Here is a 20065-nt window from a genome sequence, read left to right as displayed (position 1 = left end):
CAATGCATATAAATTGGAGGATAAAAAAATGGGAAATTGTAATTCATGTCCATCAAAAAATAATTGTAATAAACAAGCTACTTGTACAATAGAGAACAACCCTAATAATAAAATAAAAAATATAATCGGAGTAATGAGTGGCAAAGGTGGAGTTGGTAAATCTACCGTAACATCATTACTTGCGAAAAAATTAAATAAAATGGGATATAAGGTTGGAATATTAGATGCAGATATAACAGGACCAAGTATACCAAGACTTATGGGCTTACAAGAGGAGAGAGCAATGTCTCCAAATGGAAAAGATATATACCCTGTTATAACTAAAGATAATATAAAAACTATGTCTGTAAACTTTTTAGTTGATGATGAAAGTCAACCAGTAGTATGGAAAGGACCTATAATAAGTAATACTGTTAAGCAGTTCTACAAAGATGTAATGTGGGAAGAATTAGATTATTTATTAATAGATATGCCTCCAGGCACTGGCGATGTAGCATTAACTGTTATGCAATCTATACCTCTAAATGGTGTAGTTATGGTGTCTGTGCCACAAGATATGATATCTATGATAGTAGCAAAAGCAGTAAAAATGGCTAAAATGTTAAATGTTAAGGTATTAGGAGTAGTTGAAAATATGAGCTATATCCAATGCCCAGATTGTGACAAGAAAATAAAACTATTTGATGGTGACGAAACAGAGAAGTTTTTAAGTGAAATGGACTTACAGCTTTTAGGAGAGTTACCTATGACAAGGGAAGTAGTAGAAATAACTCATAAGGGTGTAGATGATATAAGTACAGAGCTAGACAGTATATTAAGTGGAATAGTAGACAAGATTAAATAATATTGATTAAAAGAAGAGAAGAGTATTATAAATACACTTCTCTTTTTTTACGTATAAGGAAATTATAATGGCTAATAATCTGTGTCTAACTTATGCAACCAAGTGATACCAACACACAAATAGTAAGTAAAAAAGCTTTTGAGCAACGGGCGAAGACGTTGGCGACATGAGCAAAGCGAATTTTTACGTATCAGGAAATTATGAATTGTTGGATTTGAAGTAGAATTAATATTGTACTATAGATCTTAGTCTAGTTAAGATGTTGAGAGCTTACACTTATGATACAATTAATTTATATGGGAATATAAGCAAGTATGGTGTTCTAGGTAATTTATGGGGGGATAAGATGGATAAAGAAAAAAGTGAGTATTCTTGGATTAAGAAATTTATATTATTATCGATATGTATTTTGGGTATATCAGGGGCTATGTTTTTAATGTTTAAAGGAAAAGACGTTGATAACGAATTTATTTCAGGGAGTAATATAAAAGTAGAAAAGTTAAATCAAAATCAAACTGAAAATCTAAAGAAATTATGCAAAGTTTGGGGGCTAGTAAAATATTACCATCCAGTAGTAGTTTCTGGTGATATAAACTGGGATTATGAACTTTTTAGAGTAATGCCAGACATACTAGAGGCAGAGAGCTCAAGTGATACGGATAAAATATTATATGATTGGATTGATAAACTAGGTGAAGTAGAAGAGAACCAGAAAACTGATAAAGATAAAAAGGTTATGCTAGAAAGAGATATAGATTGGATAAATGATGAGGAGTATATAGGAAGGGAATTAAGTGATTTATTAATAAAAATATCAAATACTAAAATATCAAATCGAGATAAAGCTTATGTTAATTATGCTAAAGACTCTCCTTTCTCAGAGTTTAAAAATGAAAGTGAGTATTGGAATATAAAGTATGATGATAGTGGTTATAAACTACTTAGTTTATTTAGGTATTGGAATATAATCCAGTATTATTATCCATATACAGATATTATAGAAGAAAATTGGGATAGTGTTTTAACTGAGTTTATACCTAAATTTATAGAAGCTAAAAATGCTTTAGAGTATCAATTAACAATATTAGAACTAACAACTAAAATACATGACCCACATGCAGGAGTTTACGACTATAATGGTACTTTAAATAAATATTGGGGAGATAAAATTGCGCCAGTAGAATTTGGATTAGTAGAAAATCAGATTGTTATAAAAAAAATATTACCTAAGTATAAAGATGAATGTAATCTTCAAGAGGGTGATATTGTTTTAAAAATAGATGATAGAGATGTTTTTGATGTAGTAGAAGAAAAGTCTAAATATATATCACTTTCAAAGAAAAGTGCAATAGTAAATGGATTAAAGCATTATTTATTTAGAACTCAAAATGATGATATGAATATAGCTATTAAAAGAGGCGATCAAGACCTAACAGAAGTTGTTAAATGTTATGCTGACATAGATATGTTTAACATAAAGGAAGGGTCACATAAACTATTAGATGGAAATATAGGTTATATTAATCCCGGTCAATTAAAAAAAGATGAAATCAATAAAATAATGAGAAAGTTTATGGATACAAAAGGTCTTATTGTAGACTTAAGATATTATCCTTCTGACTTTATCGTATACACTTTAGGTGAATACCTTATGAATAAAGAGGTTATTTTCTCAAAAGTATCAGTAGCTAATCAATCAGTTCCAGGAGAATTTATACTAGATGAAGATCTTAAGGTTGGATGTGATAACAAAGATTATTACAAAGGAAAAGTAATTATACTTATGGATGAGCGTACACAAAGTAATGGTGAGTTTACAGTTATGTCTTTAAGAAATGCACCTAATGCTACCGTTATAGGTAGCGACTCTATTGGTACAGATGGAAATATAACCGAATTTAGTCTTCCTGGTGGTGTAAGGACTATTATAACTGGAATTGGAATTTATAATCCTGATAATTCACAAACTCAAAGAGTAGGAATTAAACCAGATATTTATATAGAACCTACAATTCAAGGTATAAAAGAAGGTAGAGATGAACTTATTGAAAAGGCAATTGAGATTATCAATAATTAGTTAAAAAAATTTGAATTTAGATGCTATCTCATGAACAACTTTAAACTGCTATGAGATAGCATCTGTTTTATTTTTGAATAAAATATCAAGAACTATATAAATTTTATAAAGGATTTATTAAATATTTGGAGAGCTGTATATGGCTCGTTATTTAAAATAGCATTTATATTTTAAGACAAGTGATATAATTTAAATATATCAAAAATAGAAATGAGGAGAAACGTAATGAAATACAAAGTGATAAAAAAACAAAATAGTAGTAAATCATGTATAGTATGTGGAGTTGAAAACAACCTAGGATTAAAAACTTCTTTCTACGAGCTAGAAAATGGCGAGCTAGTAGCTATTTGTGATACTAAAGATTGGCATCAAAGTTACCCAGGAAGAGTTCATGGAGGTATATCAGCAGCTTTATTAGATGAAACAATAGGAAGAGCTGTAAGTATTAATGATGATACTATATGGGGTGTTACTGTAACGCTAGAAACTAAATATAGAAAGCCTGTACCAACTGATGCTCAGATAAAAATAGTTGGAAGAATTACTAAAGAAAATAGGAGAATGTTTGAAGGTACTGGAGAAATAATACTGCCAAATGGTGAAATAGCAGTAAGTGCTACAGGTAAATATATGAAGATGGGTGTTGAAGCTATTACTGATGGTGGTATGGATGAAGGTGAATGGTTCTTCGAAGATGATGAAGAAAAAATAGAGTACATAGAATTACCATATTAAATAATGTGTTTACAAGTGTAAAGACACCTGTTAAAATGATGATGTAGAATTTATTACACAATTATTAAACGAGGGGGATTTACCATGAAATTACTAAAAAAATCATTAGTGATATTATCTATGGCATTAATGGCGACTGTCGCAATGGTAGGATGTAGTTCTAGTGATGAAAAAGCAGAAGAAAAAATTTATAATGTAGGGATTGTATTAGGAGAAGGTGGAGCAAATGACCAATCTTTTAACCAATCTTCTATAGAGGGATTAGAAAAAGCAAAATCAGAGTTAGGTATAAATGGAACATATCTAGAAGCGACACAAGATGCTGATTATGTGCCAAATATAGATGTTTTTATAGATCAGAATGTGGATTTAATAATAGGGGTAGGATATACAACTGCAGATGCAATGTTAGATGCAGCTAAATCATATCCAGAAAGAAACTTTGTAATAATAGATCATAACTATGAAGAAGATGGGGTAGAAATACCTTCTAATATGATTTGTGTTACTTTTGATGAAAGAGAAGCTGCTTACTTAGTAGGTCTTATAGCTGCTCAGATGAGTGAAACTAATAAGGTAGGATTTATTGGTGGAATGGAAATACCTAATATAACTAGATTTGAAGAAGGGTTTGTAGCTGGTATTAAAGCAGGAAATCCAGATACTCAATATGTTTCTCAATATGCAAACTCGTTTGATGATGCAGGGTTAGGTAAATCTATAGCAAATCAAATGTATTCAAAAGGTGCAGATGTAATATTCTCTGCAGCTGGAGGTGTTGGAACTGGAGCTATAGAATCTGCTAAGGAAAATAATAAGTATGCTATAGGTGTTGATATGGACCAAAATAACTTGGCTCCAGATAATGTAATAACATCAGCTATGAAAAGAGTAGATATAGGAGTACTTGATATAATAGATAAAGCTAAGTCTGGAAGTTTTGAAGGTGGAAAAGCGGTAGTTTATGGATTAAAGGAAGAAGCTGTTGGAATTGCTCCAAGTAGTGATAAAAATGTACCTAAGGAAATATTAGACTTAGTAGAACAACAAAAACAACTTATAATAGATGGAAAACTTAATATAAAATAAAAATATATGCTATCTCATTATAGAATTTTGAGTGCAATCGCCGCTCGGTGATGATATATAATTTCCCTTCCATGCAGGCTAAGTTCGTGCCTGCAAATGTCAGTGGAACTTATATATCATCCCCTTCGCTGGATTAGCGTCAAAATTCTATAATACTTGAGATAGCTATTTTTATTTTTGTTAAGTTTAATAGGGGAGCGTAAAATGGAAAAATAAAATGATAAAAGATAAGGAATATAGAGATATAATTTGTTTTATATAAGTGAAAATATGTCAAAGATTATATTATGCGTGTTTAAAATATTACTAATGAGTTTGAACTATTAGATGATTTAGATTAAAATATATTTATATGACTGTAAATTAGGAGGATGAAGATGAATTTAGATACATTAAATCCTGCCCAGAGAGAAGCTGTTGTGAAGACGGAAGGACCTGTCCTTATACTTGCTGGTGCGGGGTCTGGTAAAACAAGAGTTTTAACAACTAGAATTGCTCATCTAATGGAAGATAAGGGCGTTCAAGCTGCTAATATATTAGCTATAACATTTACTAATAAAGCTGCTACTGAAATGCGTGAGAGGGTAGAAGAGACTATTCTTGGTTTAGATACAAAGGAAATGTGGATAAGTACTTTCCACTCTTGTTGTGTTCGTATACTTAGAAAAGACATAAATAAAATTGGTTATAATAGAAGTTTCGTTATATATGATAGTGCTGACCAGGTAACTTTAGTTAAGGACTGTTTAAAGGAGTTAAACTTAAGTGATAAGGTATTTGAGCCAAAGGTAATAATAAGTGCTATATCTGGTGCAAAGGACAAGCTACATAGTCCTAAAGAGTTTAAGGCTATGCACCAATCTGATAATAGAATGAGTAAGATAGCTGATGTTTATGCACTATATCAAGACCGTTTAAAGAGAAATAGTGCCCTAGACTTTGATGATTTAATATATAAGACTGTTGAATTATTTAAATCGGAACCAGAAGTACTAGATTATTATAGAAGTAGATTTAGATATATAATGGTTGATGAGTATCAAGATACAAGTAAGGCACAATATGAGTTTGTAAAACTATTAGCAAGACAACATCAAAATATATGCGTTGTTGGTGATGATGACCAAAGTATATATGGATGGAGAGGTGCTGATATAAGAAATATACTTGAGTTTGAAAGAGATTATGATGATGTTCATGTAGTAAAGCTAGAACAAAACTATAGATCAACTCAGGTAATACTTGATGCTGCAAATACTGTAATTTCTAATAATATAGAAAGAAAAAGAAAGAAGCTATGGAGTGAGAAAAAAGAAGGAGAGCTAATAAAGATACAAGTTTCGGATAATGAAGTAGATGAAGCTGATTTTATAGCTGACAAAATAGCTCAAATAGCAAGAAAAGAAAAAAGATCATATAAAGACTTTGCTGTTCTTTATAGAGCAAATGCACAAGCACGTTCTGTAGAAGATGCTTTAAATAGAAGTCAAATACCATATAACATATATGGAGGAACTAAGTTCTATGAAAGAAAAGAAATAAAGGACTTAGTAGCGTATTTAAGAGTTATTCAAAATCCACAGGATGATATATCTTTAAAGAGAATAATAAACGTTCCTAAAAGAGGGATCGGTCTTAGAACTATAGAAAAAATAGAAGATAGAGCTAGTTTAAAACAAGAAAGTATATACTCTGTATTAATAGATATAGAATCTAACTCAGACATATCAACAAAAGCAAGAGCAAGTATTAGTGGATTTGTGGATATAGTAGGTACTCTTAGAACTATAAAAGAAGTTTATCCTGTTAGTAAGTTAATAGAAAAAGTATTAGATGGAACAGGATACTTAGATGAATTAGAAAAAGACAAGAGTGAAGAGACTCAAGATAGAATAGATAACTTAAAAGAGTTTATATCTATAGCTATAGAGTTTGAGCAAAGTAGTGAAGAAAAGGACTTAGAAACATTCTTAACAAATGTGGCTCTTACTTCAGAGACTAATAATGACGAAGAAAATGATAGAGTATCTCTTATGACTATTCATACATCAAAGGGGCTAGAGTTCCCCGTAGTATTCTTAACAGGTATGGAAGAAGGATTATTCCCTATATCAAGAGCTGTAAGATCTATGAATGATTCAGATATAGAAGAAGAAAGAAGACTTTGTTATGTTGGTATAACAAGAGCAAAGGAAGAATTATTCATGACTCTAACTCAAAAAAGGACTTTATATGGAAAAACAAATCCTTCGGTAGAATCTAGATTTATGGAAGAATTACCAAAGGAATGTATAGAGAAGCTTAATAGCGTTGAAAACAAATTAACTTACTCAAAAGCAAACTACAATATTTTAGATAAGTATTCTAAGAAATATATGAATACTATTAAGAAATCTACAGTAGCATCTCAAGTAAATGCTACTATAAAAGATTCTTCTAAAGAAACTAACATAGATGATATAAAATTAGGAACTAAAATACATCATCCAAAGTTTGGTGTTGGAACTGTAGTTGCGATGGTAGGTTCAGACCTTACAATAGCATTTGACCAACAAGGTATAAAGAAAATAAATAAAGAATATACAACAATAGACATATTATAAGAAGTCATACAACTAAAGATTAAATAGCTATCTTAAGTGATAGTTTTATTACAAAATTTATAGGCTAAAGATTACCATATCTTTAGCCTTAGATATTATAAATTTACATATAAATAATAATTGGTATAAGGAGAGAGTAAAATGAAAACTAAAGAATTTGCACAAGACCTTATAGATTATATCTACAGCAGTCCAACTGCTTTTCATGCAGTAGATACATCTAAAAAGCTTTTAGAAAACAATGGATTTAAGAGATTAGAATTAAATAAGAAATGGTCACTAGAAGTAGGTGGAAAGTACTATATTACTAAAAATTCATCTGCTATAGTAGCTTTTGTTGTTAATTCAAATAATGTAGAAAGTGAAGGGTTTAGAATAATAGGTTCACATTCAGACTCTCCTACTTTTAGAGTAAAGCCAAATGCCGAAATGTCAGTAGAAGGTACATACTTAAAATTAAACACAGAGTGTTATGGTGGGCCAATATTAAGTACTTGGTTAGATAGACCGCTAGGTATAGCTGGTAGAGTAGTATTAAAAGGGGAAAATATACTAAGACCAGTAGAAAAAACTGTAAATTTAGAAAAGCCAATTTGTATAATACCTAATGTTGCAATACATCTAAATAGAAGTGTTAATGATGGATACGCTTTTAATAAGCAAAAAGACATGTTACCTCTAGTAGGATTATTAAATGATAGTCTTGAAAAAGAAAACTTCTTATTAAAAGAATTAGCTAAGAGTTTAAATGTGAACATGGAAGAAATAATAGACTTTGATTTATTCTTATATGAATTCGAAAAAGGAAGCTTAATAGGACCTAATGAGGAATTTATATCAACAGGAAGATTAGATAACTTATCTATGGCTCATGCAAGTTTACATGGATTAATAGATGCTAAAGGTATATCAGGAGTAAATGTAGTAGCGGTGTTTGATAATGAAGAAGTGGGAAGCTCAACTAAGCAAGGTGCAGATTCGAATATGTTATTAAATATTTTAGAAAGAATATGCTTATCATTAGGTAAAGATAGAGAGGAATTCTTCAATGCTCTTTACTCATCATTCATGATATCAGCTGACTTAGCTCATGCAATACATCCTAATATGGCTGAAAAACACGACCCAACAAATAAACCAGTGATGGGTAAAGGTCCAGTAATAAAAATAAATGCAAATCAATCTTATACAAGTGACTCATATTCAATCTCAATATATAAAAATATTTGTAAAGAAGCTAATGTAGAATATCAAGAATTTGTAAATAGATCAGATGAAAGAGGCGGAAGTACTATAGGACCAATATCATCAACTCATATTGATATACCATCTGTGGATATCGGAAGCCCTATACTTGCTATGCACTCAATAAGAGAATTAGGAAGTGTTATAGATCATTATAGCATCTACAAGACGTTTAATAAGTTTTATGAAATATAGAAAGGTGGTTTAAACCATGAAGATAGGATTATGTCTTTCTGGTGGAGGAGCAAAGGGTTCATATCAAGCTGGAGTAATAAAAGCACTATACGATAATGGTGTAAAAGAAATAACTTCTCTGTCAGGAACATCAATTGGTGCCATTAACGGTTACTACATATTCACAGAAAATGTTGAAAACTTAGAAAAAGTGTGGATAAATATTCAGAAAACTTCTGAAAACGATGTCAAAATAGTGGATAACACTGTGGACAACTCTCAAGTAATAGATGCATTAAAAGAACTTAATAACAACTCAGGCAGTAAAATGAACTTTTATGTGAACTATATAGATATAGAAGAACAACGTGTTTCTGAGAAGGTAGTGAACCTATCGTATATGGATAAGGATGAGGGCTTAGATAGTGTAAAATACAGCTCTTTATTACCATATAATCCCAACGGAAAACTTCCTTTAAGAGAACAATTTGTAAAGGATGTTCAAGAAGGATTATATGATGGAACTAAATTAGATGGTGGTTTAGTGAGGAATACTTTAATAAATCCCTTAATAGAGGATAATGTGGATAAGATTATAATAATATCCACAAGACATGACTATACTATACCTGAAGAAATAAAAAATGTGTATAAAGAAGAAGATATTATTGTAGTAAGACCTAAAACTATATTTGAAGCAAATGATACTCTTAGATTTGAAAATGAATTTTGCACAAAAATGTTCCAAGAAGGATACGAGGTAGGAAAAAGCTTAATATTATAAAATCTTATATTTAAAACATGAACAATTCCTTGTAAATAAATAGAATTGTCTTAAAAAGATTGAAGAAACTGCTAAATGTTAGTATAATATAAAAGTTCCTTTAAAATTAGAAAATAATATATGGAGTTGATTATAAATATGGCAACTAAAAGAATAGCAGTTTTAGGTGGCCCAAGATGTGGGAAAACTACACTAATACAACATTTATATGTTGAGATGAAAATAGCAGGATTAAATGCTGGATATGCTTTAGAATATTCTACTGAATATTTAAAGGATAAAGGTATGATAGAAACTATATCTGAACAATATGGAATCTATTTAGGTCAAAAGAAATTAGAAGACGAGTTATCTACGTTTGACTATGCTCTTACAGACTATGCTACTTTCGTACCTTACATATATGGAAGATTTATGTTAGGGTCAAGAGAAAGAAGTAAAAAAGAAATACAAATATTAAAAGACTTATATTGTTTAGCAATAGAAGACATCCAAAACTATGACATGATAGTATATGTTCCAAGAGAATTTGGATATGTACAAGATGGAGTAAGATGGCAAGCAGAAGATATAGCTCTTCAAATAGATGAGGCTATATTAAGTTTCTTAAAAGCAGAAAACGTAAACTTTATAGAAGTTAAAGGTTCTACAAAAGAAAGAGCTAAGCAAATATTAGACTTATTAGAAGTTGATTATACAGAAACTGTACAATTAAACGAAGAAAGTAAGTAATTGATATAGAAAAGGTATGAAAATTAAAATTAATTTTCATACCTTTTTTTACTATTTCCAAATTTACTATTTGCTAAAAATAAAATACTTCATGTGATACAATTCAATTAGGGGTGTTAATGATAGGGGGATTGTATGGAGTATTTGTATAGTTTTATAGAGTATGTCAACGAGTCAATTTTGTTTTCTATGGTGACTTTAGGCATAGTAGTATGTTTTTTAGTTATGTTCTATGTTAAAAAAGAAGAGGATGAAAGTTATCTAGGATTAAAAATACTTGGATATTATTTTTTAGGTAGTTTTAATTTTAACTTGAAGATTAACTGGATTGTAATAGCAGTTCCTTTAGGTTTTTGTATATATTACTTTGGGATGAGAAAAAAAGATAAGCTTAACTCTAAATCTAAAAGTAAGGCGGCAATTCTAGGTGTAGTGATGTTGTATGTTGGTACAATAAATGGAATGATTTACGAAAAAGTAGAATATAGAGATAGAACTGTTACTATTGAAGATACTAAATTACAAAATATAGGGATAGATTATAGAGATATAAAAGCGAAAATAGGTATAAACTATGGAGTAATAGAAAACTTAGATTTGTCTTATGATAGTAATGGTAAAATAAAATATTTACGCTATATAGTTAGAGATAACGATAAAAATTGTTATATATTTTATGAGGACAATGAATATAAAGTTAGTGTAAATAAAAATTATAATGATGGAGCATGGCATTATAATGATCAGACAGGGAATTATGAAGCAGAGTCTATTTTAGATATGATAAGCAGTGGTAAATTTAATAAATATGAAAATGCATATTCATCTATATCTAGAATAAATTATGAGGGCAATAGAAAGAATTATAAATTATCGGATGAAGGTTATAATATAAGATCATTTTATCGTGTAAATCCAATGGACCATACGATAAAACCAATAGATAAAATAGAAGGTGTAACCGATGCATTAGCCATAGAGTATAGAGGAATAGTAAAATCTTCAGATTCTAAAGATGAAGAATGTAGAGAAGACATTTATGTGTTGAGTTGTTTTGATATGGAATATTCATCTTCTTATGATAGCCTACAAATCGAAAAGGTTGATAGTAATGGAAGTATTATTATAGATAATCAAGATGATTTGAGAAAAATTTATAAGGCTACAAAAGAAGAACCTTATGGTTGGTCAGAGGTTCAAGATTTAAAGATAGACTTTGAGCCAGATATCTTTGTAAAATACAGTGATGGAAGTAAAATTGGTTTCTGTGAAGAACAACCATTTGCTAGAGTTGATAAAGATGGAACTAGTTTATGGTATATTGTAGGCTCGGATTTATATACTTTAGTCAATGGGCAATATATTGATGCAACTTATCGATCAAAAACAGAATAAAATATATAGTAGTCTATTAGTGAACATATAATACGGGAAAAGTACATTATATAAGCTAAAAGACTACTAATTTTTTGTTTCTTTTTGGACGAGTTAGTATATAATATATATGGATAATGCATAACAAAAACAAAGAAAGAGGCGATAAATATGGAAACTAAAAACCCAATAGTAACTATAGAAATGGAAAATGGAAAGAAAATAGTAGCAGAGTTATATCCTTATATAGCTCCTAACACAGTTAAAAACTTTGTAACATTAATAAACGAAGGATTCTACAATGGGGTAGGATTCCACAGAGTTATAGAAGGATTCATGATACAAGGTGGATGCCCTAATGGAAATGGAATGGGTGGACCAGGACATTCAATAAAGGGAGAATTCAGAGGAAATGGATTCACTAACAACTTAAAGCATGAGCCAGGAGTATTATCTATGGCTAGAACTATGGCTCCAAACTCAGCTGGTTCTCAATTCTTCATAATGCACAAAAACTCTCCACACTTAGATGGACAATATGCTGGATTTGGTAGAGTTACAGAAGGAATGGATGTAGTAAATGAAATAGCTACTACAAGAACTGATAGAGGAGATAGACCAGTGGAACCTCAAGTTATGAAAAACGTAACTGTAGAGACTTTTGGAGTAGATTATTCTGACGTAGAAAAAATGTAATTGTTTTCCTAGAAAATGGTAGTAACATACTATTTACAAGTTAATGATTTTGCTTTAAAATAGTATACATCCTAAAAACACAAAAACAATTTTTTTAAACCACTAAATTAATCTACATGATTGATTTGAAATGAGATTTAAAGTAATATAAAGAAAATACCCTTCAGTCTTGAAGGGTATTTTACTTTTAAATTTATATTTATATAAATTAAAATTTAATTAGTAATTAGAAATTACATATTTTTAACTGATGCAGTTAAGTTAGGCACTAATTGTTTCTTTCTAGAAACAACGCCTGGAGCAAATACTCCTTGTTCTGCGCTTACAGAGAAAGCTTCGGATACTAAATCATCATTTGCTTTGTATATCAGGTAAGAACCTTCTTTTATTATGTCAGTTATTGCAAGAACTAACATATCGTAATCAGTAGAGTTTATGTAAGATAAGAACTCATCTTTCTTAGCAAGTATTGAATCTATATCTAAAGTAAATACTTGTCCTATACCAACTCTATTTCCATCCATATCAAATTCTTTAAAGTCCATGTTTACTATTTCTTCTATACTATATTCATCTAAAGATGTTCCAACTTTGAACATTTCCATAGCATAGCTTTCCATATCAACATTAGCTATTTTGCTTAATTCTTCGCAAGCTTTCTTATCCATCTCAGTAGTTGTTGGAGATTTGAATAATAATGTATCTGATAATATAGCAGATAATAAAAGTCCAGCTATATGTTGTGGTATTTCAACATTGTTTTCCTTATACATTTGATATACTACTGTACAAGTACATCCAACAGGCATAACTCTGAAAGATATAGGTACATCAGTACATATTCCACCTATTTTGTGGTGATCTATTATTTCTACTATATTTGCTTCTTTTATACCGTCAGCACTTTGTGCGTATTCATTGTGGTCAACTAAAACTACATCTTTTCCAGCTGCATTATCTAATATTTGAGGTGCTTCTACTTTGAAGTAGTCAAGAGCGTATTTTGCTTCCTTTCTAACTTCTCCTAAAACGTAAGGCGTAGCCTCTATACCTAATTGATTTTTTAAGTAAGATAATGATATTGAAGAGCATACTGAATCTGTATCTGGATTCTTGTGCCCGAAAACTAATAATGTCATATTAAATTCTCCTTTCAAGAAATAACTATATTTAATTTTAATAACATTAAAAAATTATTAATAAGAATAACAAAAATATTATATTCTCAATTTATTATGTAATATTTTAACAGTTGATATAAATATATTTGTTAATAACAGAAATATTATATCAAAAGGAGGAAAGCATGTGTTGAGAAAAGTGAAAAAAATTAAGAAACTGATTATATTATTACCCATTTTACTTGTGGTGATAACAGGTTCATATTTTGTATGTAAGATAAAATTTAATCAGAATGTATATAAAGATAATACAAGGGTATTAAATACTATAAGTCAGGTTCTTGATTTAAACACAGTTAAATACAACTATAGTAATGTTATAACTATAAAAAAGGATAAAAGTATAAATGATGTTAAGCTGCCCTTTACTGAAAAGTCGTTTATTATTAAATACAATGGCATTATTAATGGAGGAGTAAGGCCAGAGGATATTAGGGTGGTTAAAAATACAGGGAGAGAAATATATATAGAAGTTAAGCAGTGTAGGATATTAGATCATTATATAGATAGCGAAAATGTATATGTATACGATATTAAAAATTCTTTATTTAATAAATTAGAAGTTCAGGAGGTACTAGAGGATATAAATACATACAAGGAAGAATATGAAAAAAAGGCAATAGAAGAAGGATTATTAAAAGAAATACAAATTAGCACAAAAGAAAGTCTAGAAAACTTAATGGAGAATTTGGGATATAAAGAAGTAGTAGTTGAGTTTAAATAAGATTTTTTATTGATTGATGAAGAGATAATGTTATCTCTTTGTCAATTATTAAGAAATCTTATTTTTATTTTGGTTAAAATTCGAACTTGAATTGTACTTATAGCATGAAAATGGTAATGATTGATTAAAAATTAACTAACTATAAAAACGTATTATAGCCAAAAAGAAAGTAAAATTATAAAAAAGATTGGATATACTGTATACAAGACACAAAACCAATGAGAAAATGGAAAACGATTGCAATAAAAAGTTGATAAAAATATAACAAAAAGTATTGACACTTAAATCTAAATATAATATTATCTAAATATAGTCAAGTTTGTTAATTAACTAACGTAGTTTTAGATAAATATATCATTATATCTTGGGAGGAAATTATTATGAGTAAAGAAGCAAAGAAAGTTGTAAAGGCAGTAGAGCCAAAGCAAGAATTCAGTGTTGAGAATATGATAAATGACTTAGTAGCAAAAGCTACAGTAGCTAAGGATGCTATGTTAAGTTTAGACCAAGAAGCAGTAGATAAAATAGTAGCTGCTATGGCTAAAGCAGGTTTAGATAAGCATATAGAGCTTGCGAAGTTCGCTGTAGAAGAAACTCAAAGAGGAATATTCGAAGATAAAGTAACTAAAAATATATTCGCTACAGAGTATATATATAATAGTATAAAATATACAAAAACAGTTGGGATAATAGAGGAAAATGAAGAAGAAAGCTACATGATGGTTGCAGAACCAATAGGGGTTGTAGCAGGGGTTACTCCAGTAACAAATCCAACTTCAACAACAATGTTTAAATCATTAATATCAATGAAGGGTAGAAATCCAATAATATTCAGTTTCCACCCATCAGCTCAAAAATGTTCTTCTGAAGCAGCTAGAATATTAAGAGATGCAGCTATAGAAGCAGGAGCTCCAGAAAACTGTATTCAATGGATAGAAGTGCCTTCATTAGAGGCTTCAAGTGCACTTATGAACAATAAAGGTGTAGCTTTAATACTAGCAACAGGTGGACCAGGAATGGTTAAGTCTGCTTACTCAGCAGGAAAGCCAGCTTTAGGGGTTGGAGCAGGGAACGTACCATGTTTCATAGATAAGACTGCAGATGTGAAGCAAGCAGTTAACGATTTAATATTATCTAAGTCATTTGACAACGGAATGATATGTGCTTCTGAGCAAGCAGTAATAATAGAAAAAGATATATATGAAGAAGTAGTAGGATTAATGAAAGGATATAACTGTTACTTTGTAAATGCAAAGGAAAAAGAATTATTAGAAAAAACAGTTATAAACCCAGAAACAAAAACATTAAATCCAAATATAGTAGGTAAGAGCCCATACACAATAGCTCAAATGGCAGGGTTTGAAATACCTCAAGATGTAAAAATAATAGTAGCTGAAATAGAAGGTGTAGGATATGACTACCCATTATCTAAAGAAAAGTTAAGTCCAGTACTTGCTTGTATAAAAGTTAATAACGCTGAAGAAGGAATACAAAGAGCTGTTGAAATGACAGAATTCGGAGGACTTGGACATTCAGCTGTTATACACTCAAATGATGATGCTACAATAATGGAATTCTCTAAGAGAGTAAGAACAGGTAGATTATTAGTAAACTCTCCATCTACTCACGGTGCAATAGGAGATTTATATAACGTAAATACTCCATCATTAACATTAGGATGTGGTTCAATGGGTAACAACTCAACTACAGATAACGTATCTGCTGTTAACCTAATAAACGTTAAGAAAGTTACTAAGAGGAGAGTAAATATGCAATGGTTTAAAGTGCCTGAAAGAGTATACCATGAAATGGGAGCGATTCAATATTTAGAAAAATTACCAGAAGTTGAAAGAGTAATGATAGTTACTGATAGAATGATGGTTGAATTAGGATATGTTGAAAAGTTAGAGTATCACTTAAGAAAAAGAAGAAACCCAGTAATGATAGATGTATTCTCTGATGTAGAACCAGATCCATCTGTAGATACAGTATTAAATGGTGCTGAAGCTATGAGAAAATTCAAGCCAGACACTATAATAGCTTTAGGTGGAGGATCTGCAATGGATGCTGCTAAAGGTATGTGGTTATTCTATGAAAACCCACAAGCAGACTTTGAAGATTTAAGACTTAAGTTTATGGATATAAGAAAGAGAGTATTCAAGTTCCCTAAATTAGGAAGACAAGCGAAGATGGTAGCTGTACCAACTACTTCAGGAACAGGTTCTGAGGTTACATCTTTCGCAGTTATAACTGATAAAGTAAACAATGTTAAGTATCCTTTAGCTGATTACGAGTTAACTCCAGATGTTGCTATAATAGACCCAAGTTTCGTAATGTCTGTACCAGCTGCTGTAACTGCAGATACAGGATTAGATGTATTAACTCATGCTATAGAAGCTTATGTTTCTGTAATGGCTACTGATTACACAGATGGTTTAGCTATGAAAGCTATCCAAATGGTATTTGAATATTTACCAAAATCATATAGAGGAGCTCAAACAGCAGAAGGTAAAGAAGCTAGAGAAAAAATGCACAATGCTTCTTGTATAGCTGGTATGGCGTTTGCAAATGCATTCTTAGGTATAAACCACTCATTAGCTCATAAGTTAGGTTCTGAGTTCCATATACCGCACGGAAGAGCAAATGCAATATTATTACCTCACGTAATAGAATACAATGCAACTATGCCAACTAAGTTCACTGCATTCCCAAGATACAAGTCTTATGTAGCTGATAAGAAGTATGCAGAAATAGCTAAGGCTCTTGGATTAAAAGCTAACACTACTGAAGAAGGAGTTAAGAACTTAGTAGAAGCAATAAGAAACTTAATGAAAGAATTAAATATGCCAATGACTATTAAAGACTGTGGTATAAATGAAGAGACTTACTTCGCAGCATTAGATAAATTAGCTTTAGATGCTTTTGATGATCAATGTACAGGTGCAAACCCAAGATCTCCATTAGTACCTGAGTTAAAAGGAATATATGAAACTATATATGGTGCTAAAAAAGTAGAAAAGAAAGATAAGAAGGCTGTATTAGTAGAAGCATAAAAAATAAAAAAATAATTGATTAAATATTCAGAAAATTACATTGACAATACAATATAAAGTGAATATAATCTAAGTATAAAGAGATAAGTAAAGGGGCCTATTAAGGCCCCCTTATTTTTTATAGAGAGGATTTACGCATATAAACCTTCTCTAACTCATTTTTTATTTTTATTACTGAATTAGTATAATCTACCTCAAAATTAGCAAATGCAGAAAATAAATCTATATCTCTCATCAAATGAACAGTCATAACTTGAGAAGTTTTGCTTATTCTAAGTATTAATGATCTAACAAAAGGAAATTGAATTCTAGAACTAAAAAAATCTGAGCCATTTACATCTATATCAAGGCTACGATAATTAACATCTATAAAAATATCCATATCATTTTCATCTTCTCTAATAATTCGGTACTCAAAATCTGTATCCAATGTTAAATTACCTATATTTATCATAGTACACCTCTTTTATTTATAATCTTATTAATTATAACTTAAATATAAAGTATTAACTACAATAATTATCTGCATAAATACAATTATTATGTTATGTATGATAAGGTGATTTATATTGTTTTAGAAGGAAAATAAAAAGAGCCTTCATTGGGGGAATGAAAGCTCTATATTGGGGGAGATTGAGTTAAATATTTAATTTTCATTTGATATTATATCCACCTAAAGTAAATTTATACAAAAAAATAAAAATTACTGAAAAATTTTTCGAAAACTTTTTTCAGTAATTTTTAATTAATAGTACTATCTCTTCTTATTTATAAATTTAGCACCTAAATATTTTTTTATATCTTCATCAGATGAAAAATCGTCGATAAGTATTTCTCTACCGCTATCTTCTAAGATAACTAGTACTTCGCAATCGCCTTGTAGGAAAAACTTTCTTACAGTTTCTTCTCTTAGTTCACGAACTTTAGTTATTCCTTTCTTATGCTTTTCATAGTCTTTAGTAAAGTAGCTATCCATCATACCTATTACTTTTGTATATCTAGTCATAAATTACCTCCTACAATTTATATTAAATTATGTGTTATAATAATTTTTTGTATTAACCTAATAATTATAACAAGGAGTAATAATAATGACTAGTATAAAAAAAGTGGATATTTTAAAATGTATAGATTATGTTAATGAAAATAGTATTTTAGATAAATTAAATAAAGTATATAAATCTCTACCAAGTGGAGATTGTGCAGGTTGTGGAAATTGCTGTATGGAATCTGTAGGAATAAATTTAGTAGAATTTATAAATATATATAACTATCTTATGGATAAAGATGATTTAAGAAAACTATCTTTAAACAAAATTTTAGATTATTATTTTTTAGAATATACAAAGAAAAGTCCTTGTCCTTTTAAGGATAAAGATAATAGATGTATGATTTATGAGGTGAGACCACTTAATTGTAGATTATTTGGACACTGGAGAAAAGAAGATTATAACCGTAATTTAAGTAATGTAACTAATAGAAATGTAGAATATAGGGATTTAATAAAAACTAAATATGGATTTGAAATTAATGATGGAGTAGTTAATTATAAGATAAAGTATTGTGATGAATTTATTCCTCAAAATGATTACCTAGATAAAGCTACAAGGCTAGGCTTTGCAGATGAATTAATGATATTAGATTCAAATATATATTCAAAGGGAATTATAGATATTGATTTTAAAGATAGAGGAATTGTAGAGTATTTCGTGGAATATTTATTAGACGAAGATTTAGCTTATAAAATAAAAATAAAAATATCTAAGGATGATAGTATAAGAGATACTGCAATAGATAGATTAAAAAAATTATTAGCGAGATAGTGGTGGAACATGGAGATAACTAAAATTAAAGGTAATACTTATTATATAAAGGGCGGAACTAATACAGGTTTATACTTGTTTGAAGATAATAGTGCATTAATAATAGATCCGGGTTTAAGTGGTACTAGACCTAAGAGGATTATAGAGGAACTAGAAAAGAATAATATGGACTTAAGCTACATTATTAATACTCATGAACATAATGATCACTACGGAGCCTGCAATAGCTTTAAAAACCATTTTAAAGGCTTAGAGATGCTATCTTCTTCGCAAGCTAAAATGTATATAGAAAATCCAGAGTTATTTTCAAAGTATATAGTTGGTGGAAGAAGCAATGTATTTTTAGATAATCATTTAAGAGGAAAAGAACATGATTGTATATTTATAGATAAAGTTTTAGAGCAAGGTAGAGTTAGTATTAATAACGTAGAGTTTGAAATTGTAGATTTACCAGGACATACACCTGGAAGTATAGGTATAATTACAAAAGATAAAGTGATATTTGTAGGAGATGTTTTAGTAAGTGGCAAAATACTGCTAAAATATGATTTTTTGTTTATATATGATATAGAAAAATATTTAAATTCATTAGAAATACTAAAAAAAATAGAATTTGATTATTTAATACTTGGACATGGAAAAGAAATAATATCTAAGGAAGAAAGTTATATATTAATAGCAAAACATGAGCAAGCTATAGAAAAATATTTAAATCAAACTAAAGTATTATTAGAAAATCCTATGACATTAGAAAGTGTGCTTAGAGAACTTATAAAAAACAACAATCTAAGCTATAACTATAAAGAATATCATTATTTAAAGTCTTCATTAGTTTCTTTAATAAGTTATTTATCTGATAGGGATGAAATATCATACTTGCTAGAAGATGGACTATTGCTTTATTATACCAAAAAAAAATAAATTATGATAA

The 20065-nt window shown here is 29.6% G+C and carries 17 protein-coding genes; 14 read left to right on the top strand and 3 right to left on the bottom strand.

Going from position 1 to position 20065, the window contains the following annotated elements; translation table 11 throughout:
* The first annotated feature begins 28 nt into the window (after nt 1-28).
* The 10 genes from ACI48P_RS18075 (at nt 29) to ACI48P_RS18030 (ending at nt 12353) form a co-directional block, all read left to right on the top strand.
* On the top strand, nt 29-844 hold the full coding sequence (locus ACI48P_RS18075; RefSeq protein ID WP_475218326.1) for an Mrp/NBP35 family ATP-binding protein: 816 nt from the start codon (nt 29-31) through the stop codon (nt 842-844).
* Nucleotides 845-1190: 346 nt separating this feature from the next.
* Entirely contained in the window at nt 1191-2921 is a 1731-nt protein-coding gene (locus ACI48P_RS18070) for a S41 family peptidase (RefSeq protein ID WP_475218324.1), read from the top strand.
* Nucleotides 2922-3146: 225 nt separating this feature from the next.
* The gene (locus ACI48P_RS18065; RefSeq protein ID WP_475218323.1) at nt 3147-3656 is read left to right on the top strand and encodes a PaaI family thioesterase; all 510 of its coding nucleotides are present in this window, start codon (nt 3147-3149) and stop codon (nt 3654-3656) included.
* Nucleotides 3657-3740: 84 nt separating this feature from the next.
* The gene (locus tag ACI48P_RS18060; protein ID WP_475218322.1) at nt 3741-4745 is read left to right on the top strand and encodes a BMP family lipoprotein; all 1005 of its coding nucleotides are present in this window, start codon (nt 3741-3743) and stop codon (nt 4743-4745) included.
* Between the two features lie 377 nt (nt 4746-5122).
* Nucleotides 5123-7348 carry a DNA helicase PcrA gene (gene pcrA, locus ACI48P_RS18055; protein ID WP_475218321.1) on the top strand — a complete coding sequence of 742 codons (2226 nt, stop codon included), beginning with the start codon at nt 5123-5125 and terminating at the stop codon, nt 7346-7348.
* A gap of 141 nt (nt 7349-7489) precedes the next feature.
* On the top strand, nt 7490-8788 hold the full coding sequence (locus tag ACI48P_RS18050; RefSeq protein WP_475218319.1) for a M18 family aminopeptidase: 1299 nt from the start codon (nt 7490-7492) through the stop codon (nt 8786-8788).
* 16 nt (nt 8789-8804) lie between these two features.
* The gene (locus tag ACI48P_RS18045) at nt 8805-9551 is read left to right on the top strand and encodes a patatin-like phospholipase family protein (protein ID WP_475218317.1); all 747 of its coding nucleotides are present in this window, start codon (nt 8805-8807) and stop codon (nt 9549-9551) included.
* A 138-nt stretch (nt 9552-9689) separates the two neighbouring features.
* Nucleotides 9690-10283, top strand: coding sequence for an AAA family ATPase (locus ACI48P_RS18040; protein WP_475218315.1), 594 nt, complete (start codon nt 9690-9692; stop codon nt 10281-10283).
* Between the two features lie 135 nt (nt 10284-10418).
* Nucleotides 10419-11678: a hypothetical protein gene (locus ACI48P_RS18035; protein WP_475218314.1), complete on the top strand. Its 1260-nt coding sequence runs from the start codon at nt 10419-10421 to the stop codon at nt 11676-11678.
* Between the two features lie 150 nt (nt 11679-11828).
* Nucleotides 11829-12353, top strand: coding sequence for a peptidylprolyl isomerase (locus ACI48P_RS18030; RefSeq protein WP_475218313.1), 525 nt, complete (start codon nt 11829-11831; stop codon nt 12351-12353).
* A 233-nt stretch (nt 12354-12586) separates the two neighbouring features.
* Here ACI48P_RS18030 and ACI48P_RS18025 read toward each other — a convergent pair whose 3' ends face one another.
* Nucleotides 12587-13492, bottom strand: coding sequence for a manganese-dependent inorganic pyrophosphatase (locus ACI48P_RS18025; RefSeq protein ID WP_475218312.1), 906 nt, complete (start codon nt 13490-13492; stop codon nt 12587-12589).
* 169 nt (nt 13493-13661) lie between these two features.
* Here ACI48P_RS18025 and ACI48P_RS18020 point away from each other — a divergent pair, with 169 nt between their 5' ends.
* A complete protein-coding gene (locus ACI48P_RS18020) occupies nt 13662-14258 on the top strand; it encodes a DUF4230 domain-containing protein (protein WP_475218311.1) in 597 nt (198 codons plus the stop codon).
* Between the two features lie 380 nt (nt 14259-14638).
* Nucleotides 14639-17311: a bifunctional acetaldehyde-CoA/alcohol dehydrogenase gene (gene adhE, locus ACI48P_RS18015; protein WP_475218309.1), complete on the top strand. Its 2673-nt coding sequence runs from the start codon at nt 14639-14641 to the stop codon at nt 17309-17311.
* 118 nt (nt 17312-17429) lie between these two features.
* Here adhE and ACI48P_RS18010 read toward each other — a convergent pair whose 3' ends face one another.
* Both ACI48P_RS18010 and ACI48P_RS18005 read right to left on the bottom strand, forming a co-directional pair.
* Complete coding sequence (locus ACI48P_RS18010) at nt 17430-17765, bottom strand: hypothetical protein (RefSeq protein ID WP_475218308.1); 336 nt, start codon at nt 17763-17765, stop codon at nt 17430-17432.
* Between the two features lie 300 nt (nt 17766-18065).
* Entirely contained in the window at nt 18066-18317 is a 252-nt protein-coding gene (locus ACI48P_RS18005; RefSeq protein ID WP_475218306.1) for a hypothetical protein, read from the bottom strand.
* Between the two features lie 85 nt (nt 18318-18402).
* Between ACI48P_RS18005 and ACI48P_RS18000 the strand changes: the two genes are divergently transcribed.
* Together ACI48P_RS18000 and ACI48P_RS17995 are read left to right on the top strand one after the other, a co-directional pair.
* Entirely contained in the window at nt 18403-19134 is a 732-nt protein-coding gene (locus tag ACI48P_RS18000) for a YkgJ family cysteine cluster protein (RefSeq protein ID WP_475218304.1), read from the top strand.
* A gap of 9 nt (nt 19135-19143) precedes the next feature.
* Nucleotides 19144-20055 carry an MBL fold metallo-hydrolase gene (locus tag ACI48P_RS17995; protein WP_475218302.1) on the top strand — a complete coding sequence of 304 codons (912 nt, stop codon included), beginning with the start codon at nt 19144-19146 and terminating at the stop codon, nt 20053-20055.
* Nucleotides 20056-20065 lie beyond the last annotated feature (10 nt).

The organism is Romboutsia sp. LXY-2 (genome assembly GCF_056171995.1).
The sequence above is the reverse complement of the archived record's forward strand: the minus strand, read 5'-3'. Positions and strand labels throughout refer to the sequence as shown.

What these genes read in the sequence shown, in the direction of transcription:
- ACI48P_RS18075 (WP_475218326.1), top strand. Translation starts at nt 29, where the DNA reads ATGGGAAATTGTAATTCATGTCCATCAAAAAATAATTGTAATAAACAA.
- ACI48P_RS18070 (WP_475218324.1), top strand. Translation starts at nt 1,191, where the DNA reads ATGGATAAAGAAAAAAGTGAGTATTCTTGGATTAAGAAATTTATATTA.
- ACI48P_RS18065 (WP_475218323.1), top strand. Translation starts at nt 3,147, where the DNA reads ATGAAATACAAAGTGATAAAAAAACAAAATAGTAGTAAATCATGTATA.
- ACI48P_RS18060 (WP_475218322.1), top strand. Translation starts at nt 3,741, where the DNA reads ATGAAATTACTAAAAAAATCATTAGTGATATTATCTATGGCATTAATG.
- pcrA (WP_475218321.1), top strand. Translation starts at nt 5,123, where the DNA reads ATGAATTTAGATACATTAAATCCTGCCCAGAGAGAAGCTGTTGTGAAG.
- ACI48P_RS18050 (WP_475218319.1), top strand. Translation starts at nt 7,490, where the DNA reads ATGAAAACTAAAGAATTTGCACAAGACCTTATAGATTATATCTACAGC.
- ACI48P_RS18045 (WP_475218317.1), top strand. Translation starts at nt 8,805, where the DNA reads ATGAAGATAGGATTATGTCTTTCTGGTGGAGGAGCAAAGGGTTCATAT.
- ACI48P_RS18040 (WP_475218315.1), top strand. Translation starts at nt 9,690, where the DNA reads ATGGCAACTAAAAGAATAGCAGTTTTAGGTGGCCCAAGATGTGGGAAA.
- ACI48P_RS18035 (WP_475218314.1), top strand. Translation starts at nt 10,419, where the DNA reads ATGGAGTATTTGTATAGTTTTATAGAGTATGTCAACGAGTCAATTTTG.
- ACI48P_RS18030 (WP_475218313.1), top strand. Translation starts at nt 11,829, where the DNA reads ATGGAAACTAAAAACCCAATAGTAACTATAGAAATGGAAAATGGAAAG.
- ACI48P_RS18025 (WP_475218312.1), bottom strand. Translation starts at nt 13,492, where the DNA reads ATGACATTATTAGTTTTCGGGCACAAGAATCCAGATACAGATTCAGTA.
- adhE (WP_475218309.1), top strand. Translation starts at nt 14,639, where the DNA reads ATGAGTAAAGAAGCAAAGAAAGTTGTAAAGGCAGTAGAGCCAAAGCAA.
- ACI48P_RS18010 (WP_475218308.1), bottom strand. Translation starts at nt 17,765, where the DNA reads ATGATAAATATAGGTAATTTAACATTGGATACAGATTTTGAGTACCGA.
- ACI48P_RS18005 (WP_475218306.1), bottom strand. Translation starts at nt 18,317, where the DNA reads ATGACTAGATATACAAAAGTAATAGGTATGATGGATAGCTACTTTACT.
- ACI48P_RS18000 (WP_475218304.1), top strand. Translation starts at nt 18,403, where the DNA reads ATGACTAGTATAAAAAAAGTGGATATTTTAAAATGTATAGATTATGTT.
- ACI48P_RS17995 (WP_475218302.1), top strand. Translation starts at nt 19,144, where the DNA reads ATGGAGATAACTAAAATTAAAGGTAATACTTATTATATAAAGGGCGGA.